Raw genomic sequence first — 17,087 nt, 5'->3', positions numbered from 1 at the left:
GACGTTTGCCACAGGAAGTGGCGGTATTTAGGCGATGATTCGCTTTAGGCGCTTGCGCATTTGTTACTGGAGGAGAGGTACCATGTCATTCAGTTTTTTACCGATATTATTAATTTCGATGCTGTTGTTTTTCGTTTTATTTTTTGGAATTGGATTTATTCTTAACATGCTTTTAAGGATGTCGTGGATTATGGCTATTATCTACCCGGTAATTGGGTTGGCCATTATTCAAGAGGTTTCCTTTCTCAACTATTTTACATCACCAGGAACTGCTTTTCGCTCTTTAGGGAATAGCATCATGACTTTAGCTCCTTTAGATATTGCGATTTTACTTAGCGGTCTTGCTGGTGCAGTTTTATCGGGAGTAGTCATTAAGCTCCTTCGAAAAAAAGGATACAGAATGTTTTAGAAAACCATTTCCATATAATTGTGTTGAAAGAGACGTAAGGATTCTGTGATAGAAATCCTTACGTCTCTTTTTTATACATGAATTATTTTCCACCCCAAAACGAATAATTTCTAACCGAATTGGAAAGAAATAGAGTCGTGAGAGGAGTGGAAAAATGTGTTTGATCTAAACACAATTATAAGAAGAAGTGTAATGACGGTGTTAGTTACATTCGCACTATTCACTACGTTCCAATCTTTTTCCGGAGTGCAGACGAAAGACCTTTCAAACTGGGCAAGCGACCAAATGAAAAAGAAATCGCAAACAGTTGTAATCAAAAGTGTCGGATTGGCCTCCAAATTGATGTTGCGCATTCAAGGAAATAAAGTGGTCACAGCTTCGAGTGTTGAAAGTACACTACCAATCGAGGAAGCCATTGATTTTTCAAAATACCCGACCAAAACAGTTGTTGCGACTGGCTACACAGCGGGAGTTGAATCGACAGGTAAAGATGCCAATCACCCTTCCTATGGAATCACTTACTCTGGTGTAAAGGTCAAGCGTGATCTGTATTCTACCATCGCTGCCGATTTAAATGTCTTTCCAATTGGAACCATCCTGTTTATCCCTGATTATGGGTATGGTGTGGTTGCCGATAAAGGTGGGGCGATTAAAGGAAATAAAATTGATTTGTATTATGAAACTGTTCATGATGTTTATAATAAATGGGGGAAAAGAACCCTCGATGTCTATGTAATTAAAATGGGTGACGGTAAAATATCAGAAGAAGAAATTGCTGCCATGAATGAGGATAAATCCATGCAGGTATTTCGACAACAAATATTAGGTGAAAAAAGTTAAAGGCTAATCGCAATGATTAGCCATTTTTGTTTTATAAAACATAAAGTAAGAATGTTAATAAAATACCTGTCAAACCACCAAAGAATACTTCAATTGGTTTATGACCTAATAATTCTTTTAACTCACTTCGTTTTCTTTCATCATCAAGCCTTGGCCATAGCTTTGCATCCTCCGCAAATTTTTGAAAGTCTGCAACAAGTTTGTTGAGAACGGTAGCCTGTTCACCAGCGTGTCTGCGAACACCGGAAGCATCGAACATGACAATTACGGCAAAAACCGTAGATATTGCGAAAAAAGGAGAACCGACTCCTTGCTCAAGGGCAATTCCTGTTGTTAAAGCTGTTACAGCCGCTGAATGGGAGCTAGGCATACCACCAGTGCTCGTAATTAGGGACCAATCAACGTTTCTAGTCACAAAAAAATGTAGCGGGACCTTAACAAACTGCGCAAATCCAATTGCGGCAAGTGCGGCCCAAAGGGGGAAATTCGTAAAAAGCTCCATGTAAACTACGTCCTCTCATTAGAATGCACTTTTTCTCTTTAGTTGATAGGATAATCTTATAAAAATCAGCGTGTTCGCCAATTGTTACTGTTATTATAAAAGAATTTGCGAATGTCTGCAAAATGAATCTTCTTCAGATGAAATTTAGTGTCTCGAAGTTTATAATAAAAAGGTAAAAATAAGTTGGAGGTGTTAATGTGTTTACAGTAAAAAATGAAATGAAGGTACAGGATACTCATGAAGCAATACTCATTGGTTTATATGCGAAAAATCAAAAAACAACTGGGCTGACTCACGAAATCGATACATTAATGGACGGTCAAATTACAGTACTGTTAAAAGAAGGAGACATATCAACGAAGCAAAGTATTGTATCTAAAGTACATACATTAGGAAAGGCCCCCATTAAACGAGTGTACTTTCTCGGTCTTGGTAAGGAGGATGACCAATCCTTTGAATCACTCAGAGAAGCGTTTGGAAAGGCTGTTAAAGCAATCGATGAAGCAAAAATCGAAAGCTTTGCAGTTGAGTTAGATTCCTTTGTAACAGAAAAGCTAGAGGTTCATGATGTTGCACATGCATTTGGGGAAGCAATTGCATTGTCTACATATAAATTTGCAGATTATAAACAAAAATCAAATGAACCAGAAAAGAAAATTGAAGATGTAGTTGTTTACACGAAAGATGAAGCAGTTGAGGTCGAAGCAAGTTTAAAAGTAGGATTTACTTATGGACAAGGGACAAACTCTGCGAGAACTCTTGTAAATTTACCAGGTAATATGCTAACGGCTACAGATTTAGCAAATTATGCAACTGAACTTGGAATGAAATACGGGTTTGAAGTTGAAATCCTTGAAAAAGAAGAGATGGAAAAGCTAGGGATGGGCGCTCTTTTAGCCGTAAATAAAGGTTCTGTGGAGCCTCCCAAAATGATTGTCCTTAAATATCAGGGAACCGATAACTGGGAGGATGTCATTGGCCTAGTTGGAAAAGGGATTACCTTTGATACAGGCGGTTATTCCATTAAACCAAAGGACGGCATTGTTGGTATGAAATCAGACATGGGTGGAGCTGCTGCTGTTTTAGGAGCAATGGAGATTATTGGTGAACTAAAACCGGAAAAAAACGTCGTAGCTGTCATCCCATCAACTGACAATATGATCAGTGGAGATGCATTTAAACCAGATGATGTCGTGACATCGATGAATGGTAAAACGATCGAAATCCTAAACACAGATGCTGAAGGTCGTTTAGCGTTAGCGGATGGAATTACGTATGCGAAGTTCCACGGTGCCTCTTATTTAGTGGATGTGGCAACCTTAACGGGTGGAGTAATTGTTGCTTTAGGAAATGATATAACTGGCGCAATGACAAATAATGAAGTCTTTTTTGAAGTAGTGTTGGAAGCTTCATTAGAAGCCGGCGAGCCAATTTGGCGTCTACCAATTACAGAAAATCATAAGAAGCGTGTTCGGAAGAGCCAGGTGGCCGACTTGAACAATTCACCAGGAAGAGATGGACATGCCATTTTTGCCGGTACATTCCTTGGTGAATTCGCAGAGAGTACGCCTTGGGTACACCTTGATATAGCTGGAACGGCAACTACTACAAGTGCTCATAACTTAGGTCCTGCAGGCGCAACCGGGGTTATGGTCCGCACACTTGCAACTTTAGTAGAAAGATTTGGTATAACTGTAGAATCATAATTAGGAAGGAAGTCTACCGAGCGTAGGCTTCTTTTTTTCTTCTAAATGCACCTTCTTACGAAAAAAATACCATTGACGTTATCTCCCATCATATGATATTGTAGTTTAGGTATTTTAATTCTCTACCAATTTACCAGACTAAAGCAAAAAAATAATTAACTATTACTAGAAGGAGTTTTCATCATGAATGCAGTTGTTATAGCCGTTCTCGTTATGCTTATACTAAGCTTATTTCGTATAAATGTTGTCGTTGCTCTTGCAGTGGGGGCGATTGTTGGGGGACTTACAGGTGGCCTAGACCTTGCATCGACTGTTTCTACCTTTACAGATGGTTTAGGCGGTAATGCCACTGTAGCATTGAGCTATGCCTTGCTTGGTAGTTTTGCAGTTGCTATATCAAGAACTGGCCTACCAGATGCCATGGTAGCTTTAGCCATCAAAATGGTCGGTCAGCAAGGGGATAGTAAACGTAAAACTTATTCCAAGGTTTTAATCATTTTTATCATTTTAGCCATTTCTATTTCATCACAAAACCTAGTACCTGTTCATATTGCATTTATACCTATTTTAATTCCACCTTTATTAAAGGTTTTTAATGAGCTTGAAATCGATCGTCGATTGATTGCTTCTGTTATTACGTTTGGTTTAACAGCACCGTATATTGCACTCCCAGTAGGATTTGGAGAGATTTTCCACGGACTCTTACAGCAATATATGCTCGATAGCGGGCTGGAAGTTGCGAAAAAAGATATCCCTGTTGCTATGTTGATTCCAACTGCAGGGATGGTTGTTGGATTACTAATCGCAATCTTTTTTTCCTATCGTAAACCTAAAATATATAAAAATATTGAAATTGCAAATAAATCGAATTCAAAAGTAACTTATACTAAAAAGAGTATTGCTTTCGCTCTTATTTCTGTACTAGCTACATTAACCGTTCAGTTAACACTTTCACAAGTATTTGATGTAGATGGGATGATTTTTGGAGCTTTGGTCGGAATCATCGTTCTCTATTTCAGTGGCTCTATGAAAGTAAATCAAGCTGACGAAGTGATAACAGGCGGAATGAAAATGATGGCTTTCATTGGTTTTGTCATGATAACAGCATCCGGGTTTGCTGCTGTTATTAATGAAACCGGGGATGTGGAAGAGCTTGTTAAGCAATCAGCATCCTTAATGAATGGAAACCAAGCATTTGCTGCTTTAATGATGTTAATCGTCGGTCTTTTAATCACATTAGGAATAGGATCATCTTTTTCAACGATTCCAATTATCGCGACGATTTTTGTTCCTTTATGCATAGAGCTTGGGTTTAGTCCTATGGCGACAATTGCCATCCTGGGTTCCGCAGCAGCTTTAGGAGACGCAGGTTCACCTGCGTCAGATAGTACACTCGGTCCTACCGCTGGGCTTAATGTTGATGGTCAGCATAACCATATCTGGGATACTTGTGTACCGACATTTTTACACTATAATATTCCACTTATTATTTTCGGCTGGATTGCAGCCATTCTCCTATAAAACTGTACCCCCACGAACAAACGTGGGGGTATTTTCACTTTTAAGAGGCTTTTGTTGAAAGATGATTCACAGAGTTTTTTGTAACTGTGCGATAAATTCTTGGTGAAATAATTCCGGCAAAAATGGTGAATACAAGATCCTTCACTATGAACCAAGCCATAACTGTCCACGCTGCTCCATAGCTCATTTTAACCTCTAACCAAAAATTTAAGGCAAAGTACATATAGTTTGTGCCGATGAAATAGTTCATGAAGAGACCAACAAACGCAGCAACCATAAATGTTTTTAATGTTGGGGTCGCCTTTGAGTGTTCAACTACTTTACCAGCAAAATAGGCTGTTGGAATAAATGAAAAAATAAATCCGCCAGTGCTTCCAATGATAGGTGCGATTCCTGCCTCAAATCCTGAAAAAACAGGTGCTCCTGCAATCCCAATCAGCATGTAGACAATCATCGAAATGGCTCCTAATCGACTACCGAGTAGAAGGCCAGCTAATACGGCAAAAAAGGTTTGCATGGTTAATGGAACCCCAGCTACCTGTAAAAACGGTACCATTGAAGTAATGTTTGCACCTATTGCCATTAGCGCTGCAAACATCCCAACATATGTAATTTCTATTGCTCGAATTCGTGGTTTTGAAACTGCTGTCATTATATGTTAACCTCCGTAAATTTATAGTTAACAAAATCGTAAAACAAGAAAGATTATATGTCAACATAAAATTTAATGAAGTTAACAAATAAAAAGATGAGTCATATGCATTTAAAATGGTTGATAAACTAGTGGTAGATGATTTCCTTTTCAATGTGAAACCGTTAAATGAACATCCAGTCCTTTTTAAAAATTGTTATAGTTAAAAAATACTTTTTTTGTCCATTGCAAGAAAAATGTGTCAAAAAGGTAGTCCTGTAAATATAATGCCCATATCCGAAAATGTTGGGAGCGGTCGGAATGAGTATTGGAATTGTATTAATGGGCCTTTTTGTCGGGTTTTTGGTCGGATTAACAGGCGTAGGAGGAGCGGCATTATTGACCCCATTTTTAATCTTAATTGGTATCAATCCACTAATTGCAGTTGGAACAGATTTTCTCTATAACTCCATCACCAAATTCTTTGGATCTGTTCAGCATTTTCGGCAGAAAACAATCAATTTTAAGCTTGTGAAATATTTGGCTTTAGGTAGTGTTCCAAGTAGCATTATAGCCGTTACTACATTACACTTTGCTGGTGGAGATAAACTCCTGCAAGGAGAAATTGTGAAGCATGCCCTCGGTTATGTCCTTATGATGGTTGCTATTGCGACTGTAGTAAAGACATTATTTAGCTCTCGTTTTTCACAAAGCTCCTACAGTATAAAGCCCATTGAAGATAAAGCAAAAGCCACAATATTATTAGGGGCAATTCTTGGATTTATTGTCGGATTAACCTCCGTTGGTTCTGGTTCGCTTTTTGCACTTGCGATGTTGTTATTTTATCAATTACGAGCCTCTGAGTTGGTTGGAACAGACATTGCACATGCATTTATTTTAGTTACAGTTAGCAGCATTTTTCATGTGGGTTTTGGGAATGTTGACTTTCTTTTAGTGACGAATTTGCTATGTGGTTCAATCCCTGGAGTAATTATTGGTAGCTCTTTATCCGCAAAGGTTCCGATGAAACCACTACAAACGGTGATAGGAATCATCATTTTTATAAGTGGTTTGAAATTGATCTATTAAGTCGAAACACAAAAAATTGCGAATTTGTAGACCTTAGTGTAAAATTACACTAAGGTTTTTGGCTTACTCTTAGGAAGAAAAGCTTAATGATTAAAAAGGTGATTATATATGGATAAGGAACAATTGACTCAGATACTCTCCGAAAAAATGAAGCTAATTCGAACTGAAAAAGGATATACACAGGATAAAATGGCTGAGATTTTGGGGATTTCAAAAAAGACATTGGTGCAAATTGAAAAAAGAAGAATTGAAGCGGGATGGACAATTATCGTAGCTGTATGTGCACTATTTCGCGATAGTGAGATTGTCCAAACAACTCTAGGCGGTGACCCTATCGATGTCATTGAAATTATTGGACGAAATGGGATTGATCGTGCAAAAGAACGTACAATGGGCGGTAAAATATGGTGGAAGGATCTCGAAAAGGAAGGTAGGTTTCGTCTCCAACAAAATATGATAAGCCAACATTATCGTATCCTAGATGACGCCAATTTTAGATGGTACTCATCGTTCAATAAAGAGGAAGCCTATAACAGGTTAAAAGAAATTTCGATTGAAGCAAACTAGAAACGGGGCACAACCTATTTGGCCCCATTTTTCTTCTTCGCCGTTTTGTTTTTTGAATACGTAGATGAAGTTAAGTTGTTATTTACTGCAGCTTCTTCGTTAAGTCTTTCTTTTTTCGCCATCTAACTTCCTCCATGAATTCTTTTAATGATCGAGAGAATAATCCTCGTAGCGCTCGTTTAAATATTCATTTTCGCCAGTTGCGAAATTTATATTACGAAGGTCTAACTCTGGATCCAGCTGATTCACGAGTTGTTCTTCTTTGCTTTGTACATATCTTAGTGTATCTCTATTTCTATCTTCCATTTAATTTACCTCCTCGTGTTTTTATCATGTCCTAAACCGTCAGAATTTCATTCTTGTAATCAAAAAAGAACGATAGGCAAATTTTTACCTTCGTTCAAATTGGTTGTTCTTTATCGCCATCTTAATGCAATAGTTAACACACTGGATTTAGAGCCTTTTACACTTGCTTCTAAGTGAAGATTTAAACCATCAGGATTAAAGGTTGCTTTAACTTTCGACTGAATGCCTGTTGTTTTCAGCAGTCGATCTACTTCCTGGTCATTTGATGCCTGTGCAGCAGCCATTACTTTTTTCGCAAACTCTTTAGAATCAGCTAATTTAGCCAATATCAGGCTTGCATCCTTCATGAGAATTCTCATTTCTTCTGCGGATTCCTTAAATAAAGTTGGGTCAACTTCTGGAAATTGACGATAATATGAGTATGGGTAATATGACACTGAGTCAGGAAAAACAGAATGTCTTGTAAGGTTTGAGTAGTATCCGGGATACAAAACAGTTCTTGGCGGTCCTTGACGTCCATAGATAAACGGATGATGATACAACGGTAGACCTCCCTTATCGAAATTCCCTTACAATATATGTAATTCTTGGGATAAGGGTGCATTCCAAGGGTATTAAAGCCCTACTTCCTTTCAAATCCTAACATCTTAAAAACAATTCCTTCCCACATCTTCCAAGGAAGTAAATTTTTTAGGAAAATGGTCAATCTTGTTCCTTTCCCTACGGGGTAGCGAAGTCTAGTGAGGGAGGGCTTTGTAGCAAGCTTAACGATGAATTTGGCTACTTCAAGTGGGTCACCGTAAGACGCTTGGTTTTTTTCAAGTCTTGTTTCAATTTTTTTCATCAATTCTTGATAGGGAGATGTCGGGAGCATCGACTTTTCTGCTACCTTTTTACCACTGCTCCATATATTGGTTTGAAATGATCCTGGCTCAATAATCGCGACATCGATACCAAATGATCTTACCTCAAGTTGCAATGATTCAGACCAGCCTTCTAATGCATATTTAGATGCAACATAAGGAGAGATGGCTGGAAATCCAATCTGTCCACTTATGCTGCTAAGGTTCATGATTTTACCAGCTTTTTGCTTTCTCATAAATGGTAGCACAAGCTTAGTCACTTCAATCAACCCGAAGAAGTTCGTGTCAAACTGGGTCTTGTATTCCGAAATTGAAATTTCCTCGGCAAAACCACCTGTAGCAAAGCCTGCGTTATTTAGTAAAATATCGACTCGACCAAGGGTTTGAAGGGTTGCTTGAAATGCATGTAAAGAATCAGCATCGGTCACATCCAACCAACAAAATTGGAGACTATCCTCTAAATTCGGATTATTTAGTTGACGTAAAATGTTTTCTTTTTTTTGTAGATTTCTCATTGTGGCGACAACAAAGAATCCTTTTTTTAAAAACTCAATTGAACTTAGAAGACCAAATCCACTTGATGCCCCGGTAATGATTACAATGGGTTTGTCCACACTTTCCTCTCCCTTAAATAAAATGGTTTCTAATATTATCCATTTAATCTTATAATAGAAAAAGGTAAGTATCTAGAATAACGTACCCGATGAAGGCGGGATAAAATTGCAGATAAATGAAGTAGTATCAATAATTCAAGAACATGGTTACCTCGGACTTTATTTATGGCTGTGGGTGGGAGCATTTGTGATTCCAATTCCAAATGAAGTCATTGTATCAACAATCGGTTTTTTTGCGGCAGAGGATGTTTTTGTACCTTGGAAGATTTTTTTTGTAACATACTTTGGAATTCTAGCTGCCGTTACCACAAGCTATGTATTGGGACGCTTCGCTGGAAATGCCATGGTCTTCCTCATGAATAAACAAAATAAAATGCGAAGAAAAGTCGAACGTGCTTTGTTAATCATTGAAAAATACAATACGTTTGCATTAGCATTTTGCTATTTCTTGCCCGGCTTTCGAGTTCTATTTCCATTCTTATTCGGGTTTAGTAAATTTTCATTTTTAAAATTTGCATTAACCCTTTATACCACTATTTTTATATGGGTTTCCATTGTCTTTTCAGTCGGTTATTTTGCAGGGGAAGAGTTCATTGAAGCGTTTATTAAATACTACGATATATTCGTTGGTGTAGCTGTTACGGCGTTGATGCTGTATGTATTGATTAAGATAAGAAGGAGGAGAAAGCTACGAAAGTTTTCACACTGAGAGGGTGTACAGATCATGAAAAAGCTGTCTTTGTTTCTCATTTTCACTATCATTGTCGGCTGTTCACAGGATGAAACCCTTGATGGACCAGTAAAAGAAACGGTTTCAAACCCCTCTATTATTGCTACAAATCTAACGATTCCATGGATGGTCACAAAAACAGATGGAATCATCTTCATTCCAGAGCGGATTGGAAAACTATCCGAAATAGAGGAGGCATCTGGAAAGGTGAAGCCCCAACAATTAAAGCTTCATAAAGAAATCCCGCATCAAGGGGAAGGGGGCCTATTAGGGTTTACACTAGCCCCCGATTTTCAGACCTCGAATGAAGCATTTATGTATCATACATATCTAGAAGAGGGCAACATTTTAAATCGCGTCATCCTTGTAGAAAGAAATGGGTCTACCTGGGTGGAAAAGGCGGTATTACTTGAAGGTATTCCAGGAGGAAGAATTCATAATGGTGGTCGTATTAAAATTGGCCCTGATGATAAGCTTTACGTTACTGCTGGAGATGCAGGGGTTCCAGAAAATGCACAAGATTTAACAAGTCTAGCAGGGAAAATTTTACGCATGAACCTCGATGGCTCTATTCCAAATGATAATCCATTTCCTAACTCGTATGTCTACACATACGGTCACAGGAACCCACAGGGGCTTGCCTGGGATGAAAAAAAAACGTTATACAGCACCGAGCATGGACAAATAGCGCACGATGAGATTAACCTAGTTGAACCAGGGAAAAATTATGGCTGGCCAATTATTGAAGGGAGTGAAACAAAGCCAGACATGGTCACACCTATTTATCAAACAGGTGAGGACACATGGGCTCCTTCTGGTATCGATTATGCAAATGGAAAGCTATATATCGCCACATTACGTGGCTCTATGGTAAGAAGCTATGAAATTGAGTCGGGTAGGATTGAAGTAGTCCTTGATATCAATAGCCGGATGAGGGATGTCTACATAGAAGACAGCACGCTCTATACAATCACAAATAACAAGGATGGTCGAGGAAACCCGAAGGAAGATGATGACAAACTTCTATCGATTTCATTGTCGGGCATTCGAAAATAAGTAGGGAGCTTAGGAGGAGAAAAATGGTAGAAAATACATTAGTCCAAGCATTGGGTATTACACTTGAAGAAGTGACACCTGAACGGGTAATAGCTACTATGCCAGTTGATGAGCGTACCCGCCAGCCATTTGGAGTTTTACATGGTGGTGCATCTGTTGCTTTAGCGGAAACTGTTGCAAGTATCGGTACATACAATCTGGTAGACAAAGAATCGGAAGGATGTGCCGGACTCGAAATTAACGCCAATCATATTCGTGCAAAAAGGGACGGTGTTGTAAAAGCAATCGGTACCCCTCTTCATAAAGGCAAAACAACAATGGTCTGGGACATCAAAATTGTCGATGAAGAAGAAAATCTCATTTGCGTATCGCGCTGTACCATGGCCATTTTGAAATTAAGGAAATGAAAAAAGCGAGGACCACAATTGTCCTCGCTTTTTCTCATTGACTCATATTTTCTTTTGCATGTTTTTCTTTATCCTTTAAGTCGTCACGAGCGCTTTTTTCCCAAAGTGGAACCTTTGAGTTATAAGCAGCACGGCTGATTAAATGACCAGAAACAGGTGAAGTCATAAAGAGGAAGACAAATCCTAAAATCACCCTAAAGTTCATATAACCTTCAATGATCCAAAAATATAAAAATGTTCCAAGTAGGATCGACAAAACTCCTAGTGTCGCACTTTTTGATACCGCATGATTTCTTGTGTACACATCAGGTAATCGAACAATCCCAATTGCACTTAATATGCTTAAAAGCGCTCCAAACAAGATCATAACTGCAAATAAAATTTTAAGCATCTCGGTCATGTTCAATTACGACTCCTTTCTCAAGGAACTTTGAAAAAGCGACGGTACCAACAAATGCGACAATCGCTATTAATAATATAACTTCAAGGAACGAATTGGAGCGTAAGATAATGGAAATAATCGCAGTGATTCCCACTAAATTGACCCCGATTGCATCAAGGGCTATGACTTTGTCAGGGATCGATGGCCCTTTTATCACACGGTATATATAAGCAATTGTTGAAACCGATAAGAAGACTAGAGCGAGATTAAGTAAAATTTCAAACATTATCGGCTCACCTCCATAATTGCTTTTTCAAATGAATTTTTAATTGAATCAATGGCTTCATCTACGTCTTGTATGTCCATTGCATGGACGTACAGTGTTTTTTTATCATCTGAAATATCAACAACCAGTGTTCCAGGTGTTAATGTGATCAGATTTGATAGCGTTAGGATTTCCCAATCTTTTGTGAGTTCAGTTGGCATCGCGAAAATCCCTGGTTTCACATCAAGCTTTGGCTTTACAACCACTTTCATAATTGCATAGTTTGAAAGAATTAACTCTCTAAAGAAAATCAAGATCAGCTTAATTACTGCCCACACATTATGAAGGTAAAAACGATGTGAGAAGGAACGACGTAAAACAAAAATAAGTAATAGCCCAATCAAATATCCGCCAAAAAAGGCACTAAAGTCATAAGAATTCGAAATAAACATCCACGAAACGGCAATAAAAATATTTAAAACTAATTGCAACAACATAAGATCTACTCCTTTAAAACAGCTTGGATGTAGATGGATGGATCCGTCAAGTCTTGAGCTGCTTGAGAGATATACGGATAGAACCATTCAGCACCAAATCCAAGTGCAATTGAGAGTGAAAGTAGAAGAGTAATCGGAATTAGCAGTCCTTTTGTTGATCCTTTTTCTTCATCTTTCCTAAGTTTTGCTTCACCCCAGAATCCGTTAATGAAGATTTTCATTACCGAATATAGGACAAGAAGACTTGAAATTAAAATTGCCGCAACCAGTACATAATGCTCCGCAGCAAGGCTTCCTTTTACAATTAGAAGCTTCCCAACGAATCCGCTAAATGGAGGGATTCCTGCAAGTGAAATAGTAGCTATAAAGAACATCCAACCTAAATATGGATGATGGTTAATTAAGCCTCCCATTTTCTTTAAATTGCTTGTACCAGTTATCACAATCATGGCACCGACTAAAAGGAAGAGGGCAGCCTTGATAATCATGTCATGAATTAAATAGTAAATCGATCCAGTTAATGATGTTGGTGTTAACGTTGCAACACCCACTAAAATAACACCAACTGCTGTTAATATATTGTAGATAATAATCTGTTTAACATCCCAATACGCAACAGCGCCGATTACTCCTACACCAATTGTAAATCCAGCAAGAATCCCAATTAAGGTATGTGTAAAACCAGTATCATGGTAGAAAATAATCGTAAATGTACGAATGATGGAATACACGCCAACCTTTGTTAACAATGCTCCAAAAAGGGCCGTTATCGGTGTTGGAGGAGCATTATAGGAACCCGGTAACCAGAAAAATAACGGAAAGATGGCACCTTTTAATCCAAATACCACTAAAAATAAGATGGAGATTACAGTAACAATACCAGGTTGTCCTAGTTCACTTATTTTTGCTGATAGATCTGCCATATTAACTGTTCCTGTCACTGCGTATAGGTAAGCAACCGCAATAACAAATAGGGCAGATGAAATCACGTTCACCAAAATGTATTTAATGGATTCACGTAATTGCGGCTTTGTCCCACCGTGTACAATTAGAACATAGGAAGCCATTAGCATGACCTCGAAAAATACAAAGAGGTTGAAAATATCCCCTGTTAAAAATGCACCTAGTACCCCAACCATTAAGAATTGTACAGCAGCATAATAAAAGAAACGTTCTCTTTCTTTTCCGATGTTCTTAAATGAATAGATAATACATGCTAAGACAACGATGCTACCTGTTGTAACAAGTAAAGAAGCAAGCATATCTGCTACTAGTACAATACCGAAAGGAGCATCCCAGTCTCCGAGGTTAAGGGTTTGAATCCCATTATTATAGACCTGATTGACAAGTATTAATGACAGGATGACTGTCAGAATTGTAGATAATAAGCTTATCACTCTTGATGCTTTCGTATATTTATTTACAAATATGAGTATGATTCCCGTCAGGAGAGGAATCAGTATTGGAAGGATTACAAAATTATTCATTGCTATCATTTCCCCTTAATTTATCCATGTTATCCGTTCCAAGCTCCTGATAGGATCGATACGCGAGCACTAGAATAAACGATGTTACCCCAAAGCTAATTACGATCGCAGTTAAGATAAGGGCTTGGGGAAGTGGGTCAACATAAGCCTTCGTCCCTTCTACTAATATGGGAGCAGCACCTTGCTTCAACCCGCCCATTGTTAAAATCAATAAATGGGCTCCATGACTGAGCAAACCTGTCCCAATAATCACTCGAATAAGACTTTTCGAAAGCATCAAATACGTCGCTGCCGTAAAAAGAATTCCGATGACAATTGCCATTAAAATCTCCATTAATCATCATCCTCCCCGATTGTTTGAATAATGGTCAAGGTTACTCCAACAACAACTAAATAGACACCGGTATCGAATAATACGGCAGTGGCAAGTTCCGTTTCCCCGAAAATTGGTAAATCAAAGTAACCAAAGGTATGACTTAAAAAGGGTACATTGAATAAGAAAGAACCCATTCCTGTTAATGCTGCTATTAATAAACCAAGAGCAGCGACCTTTTTAAAGTCGAAAGGCAGAGCTTTTTTAACTGTTTTCATATCAAATGCTAAAAGGAAAAGGACGATCGCCGCTGCCGAAATCAGTCCACCGATAAATCCTCCGCCTGGCGTATTATGCCCTGCAAAAAAGAGATTCAAGGAATAGGCAAGAATGATGAAAACAGTTATTTTTGTAGCTGTTTGTAAGATTAAATCATTAGTCTTCATCCTTCTTTCCTCCTTGTTAAGCGTAATTTGATCATTGTGAAAATACCAAGTGCAGCTATGCCTAGTACAGTAATTTCAAACAATGTATCGAAGCCACGGAAGTCTACTAAAATGACGTTAACGATATTTGTACCTCCGCCTTCCTTATAGCTGTTTTCGACAAAATAACTTGAGATGGAATCAATCAATCTTGTACTATTTGCGGAAATTGCAAGTAAAGTTACAATTGTTCCGACCCCTAATGAAATAATTAGGTTTGTTAAACGAAAACGCATCGGCTTTTCCTTTTTCTGAAGCTTCGGAAGGTGATAGAAGCATAGTAGAAATAAGGCTACAGAAACGGTCTCAATTACTAGCTGAGTCAACGCCAGATCCGGAGCGCGGAAAAGCACAAAGAATAATGAAACTGAATATCCAACTGCACCAAGTGCAATAATTGCGGTCAGTCTTGACTTAGCAAAAATCGTTGTGGCAACCCCACCAACAAGAACAAATGCTAGTACTGCTTCAAAAAGTCGAACCGGCGCAACATGTGTTAAATCAAAGGCAAATCCATTTTTAATAATGAGTGAACTTCCAATTGCCAAGATAAAAAACGCAAACATAATAACCAAATAGTCGCGAATAACTCCGGTCATATAAAAGCCATTAAGCTTTGAAGCTGACCGCTCCATTGTGACAAGCCCTTTGTCATAGAGATTGTTTAACGTTAACCGCTTGGAAAAGACATTATAAATGCCTGTCCATTTTGCAAGTGTGAGAAACATAAGTGTTCCTAACACAATGACTCCAATTGACATAAAGAGTGGTGCGTTCCATCCGTGGAAATACTCAAAGTGAACATGATAGCTTGAACCGCCATCAAGTAAGCTTGGAAGAATGGATGCCACAGCAGGCTCGATTACGCTTGGCGCCAATATGTTTGAGAAAAACCCAAATATTATGACAAGGGAAGCTAGAATAATAGGTGAAATTAACATCCCAATCGGTGCTTCGTGTGGTTTTTTATCGAGTTTTTCAAACTGTGCTTTACCAGTAAAGGTTTTAAAGACAAGAATCATACTGTAAATGAAAGTAAATACACTAGCCACCCAACCGAGAATTGGGAAAATAACGCCGAATGTTTCCATATTAAAAACATCAAGTGTTGTTGCATTTACAATTGCTGTAAAGAATGCTTCTTTACTTAAGAAACCATTAAATGGTGGTAATCCAGCCATCGAAAATGCACCGATGGCAGCCAATGTAAAGCTAATTGGCATAACGGTCATTAATCCACCGAGCTTGCGAATGTCACGCGTACCTGTTTCATGGTCGATAATTCCAACAACCATGAATAAGCTACCTTTGAAAGTTGCATGGTTAATTAAGTGGAAAATTGCAGCGACTATGGCAGCCAGATAAATATTTGAATCAAGATGATCATAGTGAAGAGCTGCTGAACCAATTCCGAGTAACGACATTATCATTCCAAGCTGACTGACCGTTGAAAACGCAAGGATTCCTTTTAAATCGGTTTGTTTAACCGCACTAAACGATCCCCAGAACAAGGTAACAATTCCAAAGGTCGAAATAATCCAAAACCATTCACTTGAACCAGCAAAAATAGGACTCAAGCGCGCAACTAAATAGATACCTGCTTTTACCATTGTTGCAGAGTGTAGATATGCACTGACTGGTGTTGGTGCTTCCATCGCATCTGGTAACCAGATATGGAATGGAAATTGTGCTGATTTTGTAAAAGCACCTAATAGAATTAACAGCATCGCAGGGATGAAGAGTGGATTTGATGGTAATGTATCCACTTGTCCAATCATTTCACGAATACTAAATGTATTTGTCATGATTGATAGTAAAACAAATCCTGCTAGCATTGCTAATCCACCGAAGACGGTGATTAACATTGATTTTTGTGCACCATATCTTGATTTTTCACGATTGTGCCAATATCCGATTAATAGAAATGAAGATAGACTTGTTAATTCCCAAAATGTATAAAGCACAATCACATTATCTGAGAGAACAACTCCAAGCATAGCACCCATGAAACAGAGTAAGTACACATAAAAGTTGTGTAAGGATTCCTTTTCTTTCGAAAGGTAATAGATTGAGTAGAGGACTACTAATGCCCCTATGCCTGTAATCAATAAAGCAAATAAGAGTCCTAATCCATCAATGTACGCTGTGAAATTTACGCCAATGGAAGGCATCCATTCTGCAGTACGGATTATCGGGTTTCCATTCATCGTATCCTTTACGAATGGAAAGAAATAAGAGAATAGGACTACAGGTAGAATGAGTACAAACCAACCTGTATGAATCCCTCGCAAATATTTGCGGAAGAAAGGAATAAAGATAGCCATTATAAATGGAGATAAAATGGCCCAATGTACAAGTGACAAAACAGTACCCCCTTGTTATTTTTTATCTTCTAGAATTATATAACAATTATAAAG

21 protein-coding genes are annotated in these 17,087 nt (G+C 38.3%); 9 read left to right on the top strand and 12 right to left on the bottom strand.

The features are described from left to right. Positions 1 to 82: 82 nt before the first annotated feature. Both RGU12_RS18105 and spsC read left to right on the top strand, forming a co-directional pair. Positions 83 to 409 (top strand): YuiB family protein, encoded by a 327-nt coding sequence (locus RGU12_RS18105; RefSeq protein ID WP_309537271.1) that lies wholly within the window; start codon positions 83 to 85, stop codon positions 407 to 409. A 156-nt stretch (positions 410 to 565) separates the two neighbouring features. Continuing rightward, on the top strand, positions 566 to 1,249 hold the full coding sequence (gene spsC, locus RGU12_RS18100) for a stationary phase survival protein SpsC (RefSeq protein ID WP_396232393.1): 684 nt from the start codon (positions 566 to 568) through the stop codon (positions 1,247 to 1,249). Positions 1,250 to 1,280: 31 nt separating this feature from the next. Here spsC and RGU12_RS18095 read toward each other — a convergent pair whose 3' ends face one another. Further along, on the bottom strand, positions 1,281 to 1,751 hold the full coding sequence (locus RGU12_RS18095; protein ID WP_309537270.1) for a divergent PAP2 family protein: 471 nt from the start codon (positions 1,749 to 1,751) through the stop codon (positions 1,281 to 1,283). Positions 1,752 to 1,948: 197 nt separating this feature from the next. Here RGU12_RS18095 and RGU12_RS18090 point away from each other — a divergent pair, with 197 nt between their 5' ends. Then, positions 1,949 to 3,457: a leucyl aminopeptidase gene (locus tag RGU12_RS18090; RefSeq protein ID WP_309537269.1), complete on the top strand. Its 1,509-nt coding sequence runs from the start codon at positions 1,949 to 1,951 to the stop codon at positions 3,455 to 3,457. A 183-nt stretch (positions 3,458 to 3,640) separates the two neighbouring features. Then, entirely contained in the window at positions 3,641 to 4,978 is a 1,338-nt protein-coding gene (locus tag RGU12_RS18085) for a Na+/H+ antiporter family protein (RefSeq protein ID WP_309537268.1), read from the top strand. Between the two features lie 40 nt (positions 4,979 to 5,018). Here the strand turns inward: RGU12_RS18085 and RGU12_RS18080 are convergent, their stop codons facing one another. After that, positions 5,019 to 5,630 carry a biotin transporter BioY gene (locus RGU12_RS18080; RefSeq protein ID WP_309537267.1) on the bottom strand — a complete coding sequence of 204 codons (612 nt, stop codon included), beginning with the start codon at positions 5,628 to 5,630 and terminating at the stop codon, positions 5,019 to 5,021. Between the two features lie 300 nt (positions 5,631 to 5,930). On the opposite strand from RGU12_RS18080, the gene RGU12_RS18075 reads away from it, so the two are divergent. Both RGU12_RS18075 and RGU12_RS18070 read left to right on the top strand, forming a co-directional pair. Continuing rightward, the gene (locus RGU12_RS18075) at positions 5,931 to 6,698 is read left to right on the top strand and encodes a sulfite exporter TauE/SafE family protein (RefSeq protein ID WP_309537266.1); all 768 of its coding nucleotides are present in this window, start codon (positions 5,931 to 5,933) and stop codon (positions 6,696 to 6,698) included. Positions 6,699 to 6,806: 108 nt separating this feature from the next. After that, positions 6,807 to 7,265 (top strand): helix-turn-helix transcriptional regulator, encoded by a 459-nt coding sequence (locus RGU12_RS18070; RefSeq protein ID WP_309537265.1) that lies wholly within the window; start codon positions 6,807 to 6,809, stop codon positions 7,263 to 7,265. A 144-nt stretch (positions 7,266 to 7,409) separates the two neighbouring features. Here the strand turns inward: RGU12_RS18070 and RGU12_RS18065 are convergent, their stop codons facing one another. From RGU12_RS18065 to RGU12_RS18055, 3 genes are all read right to left on the bottom strand, one after another. Continuing rightward, positions 7,410 to 7,571 (bottom strand): hypothetical protein, encoded by a 162-nt coding sequence (locus RGU12_RS18065; protein ID WP_309537264.1) that lies wholly within the window; start codon positions 7,569 to 7,571, stop codon positions 7,410 to 7,412. Between the two features lie 110 nt (positions 7,572 to 7,681). Beyond that, complete coding sequence (locus tag RGU12_RS18060) at positions 7,682 to 8,113, bottom strand: YuzC family spore coat inner layer protein (protein ID WP_309537263.1); 432 nt, start codon at positions 8,111 to 8,113, stop codon at positions 7,682 to 7,684. Positions 8,114 to 8,193: 80 nt separating this feature from the next. Beyond that, positions 8,194 to 9,048 (bottom strand): oxidoreductase, encoded by an 855-nt coding sequence (locus tag RGU12_RS18055; protein WP_309537262.1) that lies wholly within the window; start codon positions 9,046 to 9,048, stop codon positions 8,194 to 8,196. A 106-nt stretch (positions 9,049 to 9,154) separates the two neighbouring features. Here RGU12_RS18055 and RGU12_RS18050 point away from each other — a divergent pair, with 106 nt between their 5' ends. Genes RGU12_RS18050 through RGU12_RS18040 form a run of 3 tightly spaced genes read left to right on the top strand, consistent with a single transcriptional unit; the run spans position 9,155 to position 11,241 of the window. Continuing rightward, on the top strand, positions 9,155 to 9,757 hold the full coding sequence (locus RGU12_RS18050; protein WP_309537261.1) for a DedA family protein: 603 nt from the start codon (positions 9,155 to 9,157) through the stop codon (positions 9,755 to 9,757). 15 nt (positions 9,758 to 9,772) lie between these two features. Next, positions 9,773 to 10,834, top strand: coding sequence for a PQQ-dependent sugar dehydrogenase (locus tag RGU12_RS18045; RefSeq protein ID WP_309537260.1), 1,062 nt, complete (start codon positions 9,773 to 9,775; stop codon positions 10,832 to 10,834). Between the two features lie 23 nt (positions 10,835 to 10,857). Next, entirely contained in the window at positions 10,858 to 11,241 is a 384-nt protein-coding gene (locus RGU12_RS18040) for a hotdog fold thioesterase (protein WP_309537259.1), read from the top strand. Between the two features lie 34 nt (positions 11,242 to 11,275). Here RGU12_RS18040 and mnhG read toward each other — a convergent pair whose 3' ends face one another. The 7 genes from mnhG to RGU12_RS18005 are packed head-to-tail and all read right to left on the bottom strand — an operon-like array spanning position 11,276 to position 17,033. Then, positions 11,276 to 11,641 (bottom strand): monovalent cation/H(+) antiporter subunit G, encoded by a 366-nt coding sequence (mnhG, locus tag RGU12_RS18035; RefSeq protein ID WP_136381305.1) that lies wholly within the window; start codon positions 11,639 to 11,641, stop codon positions 11,276 to 11,278. Continuing rightward, complete coding sequence (locus tag RGU12_RS18030; RefSeq protein ID WP_309537258.1) at positions 11,625 to 11,909, bottom strand: Na(+)/H(+) antiporter subunit F1; 285 nt, start codon at positions 11,907 to 11,909, stop codon at positions 11,625 to 11,627. The genes mnhG and RGU12_RS18030 overlap by 17 nt, the downstream gene beginning before the upstream one ends. Next, positions 11,909 to 12,385: a Na+/H+ antiporter subunit E gene (locus tag RGU12_RS18025; RefSeq protein ID WP_309537257.1), complete on the bottom strand. Its 477-nt coding sequence runs from the start codon at positions 12,383 to 12,385 to the stop codon at positions 11,909 to 11,911. Before RGU12_RS18025 ends, RGU12_RS18030 begins: the two co-directional genes overlap by 1 nt. A 5-nt stretch (positions 12,386 to 12,390) precedes the next feature. Then, on the bottom strand, positions 12,391 to 13,872 hold the full coding sequence (locus RGU12_RS18020) for a Na+/H+ antiporter subunit D (RefSeq protein ID WP_309537256.1): 1,482 nt from the start codon (positions 13,870 to 13,872) through the stop codon (positions 12,391 to 12,393). Then, positions 13,865 to 14,206 carry a Na(+)/H(+) antiporter subunit C gene (locus tag RGU12_RS18015; RefSeq protein WP_116352994.1) on the bottom strand — a complete coding sequence of 114 codons (342 nt, stop codon included), beginning with the start codon at positions 14,204 to 14,206 and terminating at the stop codon, positions 13,865 to 13,867. The genes RGU12_RS18020 and RGU12_RS18015 overlap by 8 nt, the downstream gene beginning before the upstream one ends. Continuing rightward, the gene (locus RGU12_RS18010; protein ID WP_116352995.1) at positions 14,206 to 14,631 is read right to left on the bottom strand and encodes a Na(+)/H(+) antiporter subunit B; all 426 of its coding nucleotides are present in this window, start codon (positions 14,629 to 14,631) and stop codon (positions 14,206 to 14,208) included. The genes RGU12_RS18015 and RGU12_RS18010 overlap by 1 nt, the downstream gene beginning before the upstream one ends. After that, entirely contained in the window at positions 14,628 to 17,033 is a 2,406-nt protein-coding gene (locus RGU12_RS18005) for a Na+/H+ antiporter subunit A (RefSeq protein ID WP_309537255.1), read from the bottom strand. Before RGU12_RS18005 ends, RGU12_RS18010 begins: the two co-directional genes overlap by 4 nt. Between the last annotated feature and the right edge of the window lie 54 nt (positions 17,034 to 17,087).

The sequence above is a fragment of the Ferdinandcohnia sp. QZ13 genome, from assembly GCF_031324165.1.
Taxonomy (GTDB): Bacteria; Bacillota; Bacilli; order Bacillales; family Bacillaceae_L; genus Ferdinandcohnia.
This window is presented reverse-complemented; position numbering and strand designations above follow the sequence as displayed.

Bases quoted from the DNA above. Each gene is read 5' to 3' on its own strand.
- RGU12_RS18105 (WP_309537271.1), top strand. From the start codon at position 83: ATGTCATTCAGTTTTTTACCGATATTATTAATTTCGATGCTGTTGTTT.
- RGU12_RS18095 (WP_309537270.1), bottom strand. From the start codon at position 1,751: ATGGAGCTTTTTACGAATTTCCCCCTTTGGGCCGCACTTGCCGCAATT.
- RGU12_RS18085 (WP_309537268.1), top strand. From the start codon at position 3,641: ATGAATGCAGTTGTTATAGCCGTTCTCGTTATGCTTATACTAAGCTTA.
- RGU12_RS18080 (WP_309537267.1), bottom strand. From the start codon at position 5,630: ATGACAGCAGTTTCAAAACCACGAATTCGAGCAATAGAAATTACATAT.
- RGU12_RS18075 (WP_309537266.1), top strand. From the start codon at position 5,931: ATGAGTATTGGAATTGTATTAATGGGCCTTTTTGTCGGGTTTTTGGTC.
- RGU12_RS18070 (WP_309537265.1), top strand. From the start codon at position 6,807: ATGGATAAGGAACAATTGACTCAGATACTCTCCGAAAAAATGAAGCTA.
- RGU12_RS18065 (WP_309537264.1), bottom strand. From the start codon at position 7,571: ATGGAAGATAGAAATAGAGATACACTAAGATATGTACAAAGCAAAGAA.
- RGU12_RS18045 (WP_309537260.1), top strand. From the start codon at position 9,773: ATGAAAAAGCTGTCTTTGTTTCTCATTTTCACTATCATTGTCGGCTGT.
- RGU12_RS18040 (WP_309537259.1), top strand. From the start codon at position 10,858: ATGGTAGAAAATACATTAGTCCAAGCATTGGGTATTACACTTGAAGAA.
- mnhG (WP_136381305.1), bottom strand. From the start codon at position 11,641: ATGACCGAGATGCTTAAAATTTTATTTGCAGTTATGATCTTGTTTGGA.
- RGU12_RS18030 (WP_309537258.1), bottom strand. From the start codon at position 11,909: ATGTTTGAAATTTTACTTAATCTCGCTCTAGTCTTCTTATCGGTTTCA.
- RGU12_RS18025 (WP_309537257.1), bottom strand. From the start codon at position 12,385: ATGTTGTTGCAATTAGTTTTAAATATTTTTATTGCCGTTTCGTGGATG.
- RGU12_RS18020 (WP_309537256.1), bottom strand. From the start codon at position 13,872: ATGAATAATTTTGTAATCCTTCCAATACTGATTCCTCTCCTGACGGGA.
- RGU12_RS18015 (WP_116352994.1), bottom strand. From the start codon at position 14,206: ATGGAGATTTTAATGGCAATTGTCATCGGAATTCTTTTTACGGCAGCG.
- RGU12_RS18010 (WP_116352995.1), bottom strand. From the start codon at position 14,631: ATGAAGACTAATGATTTAATCTTACAAACAGCTACAAAAATAACTGTT.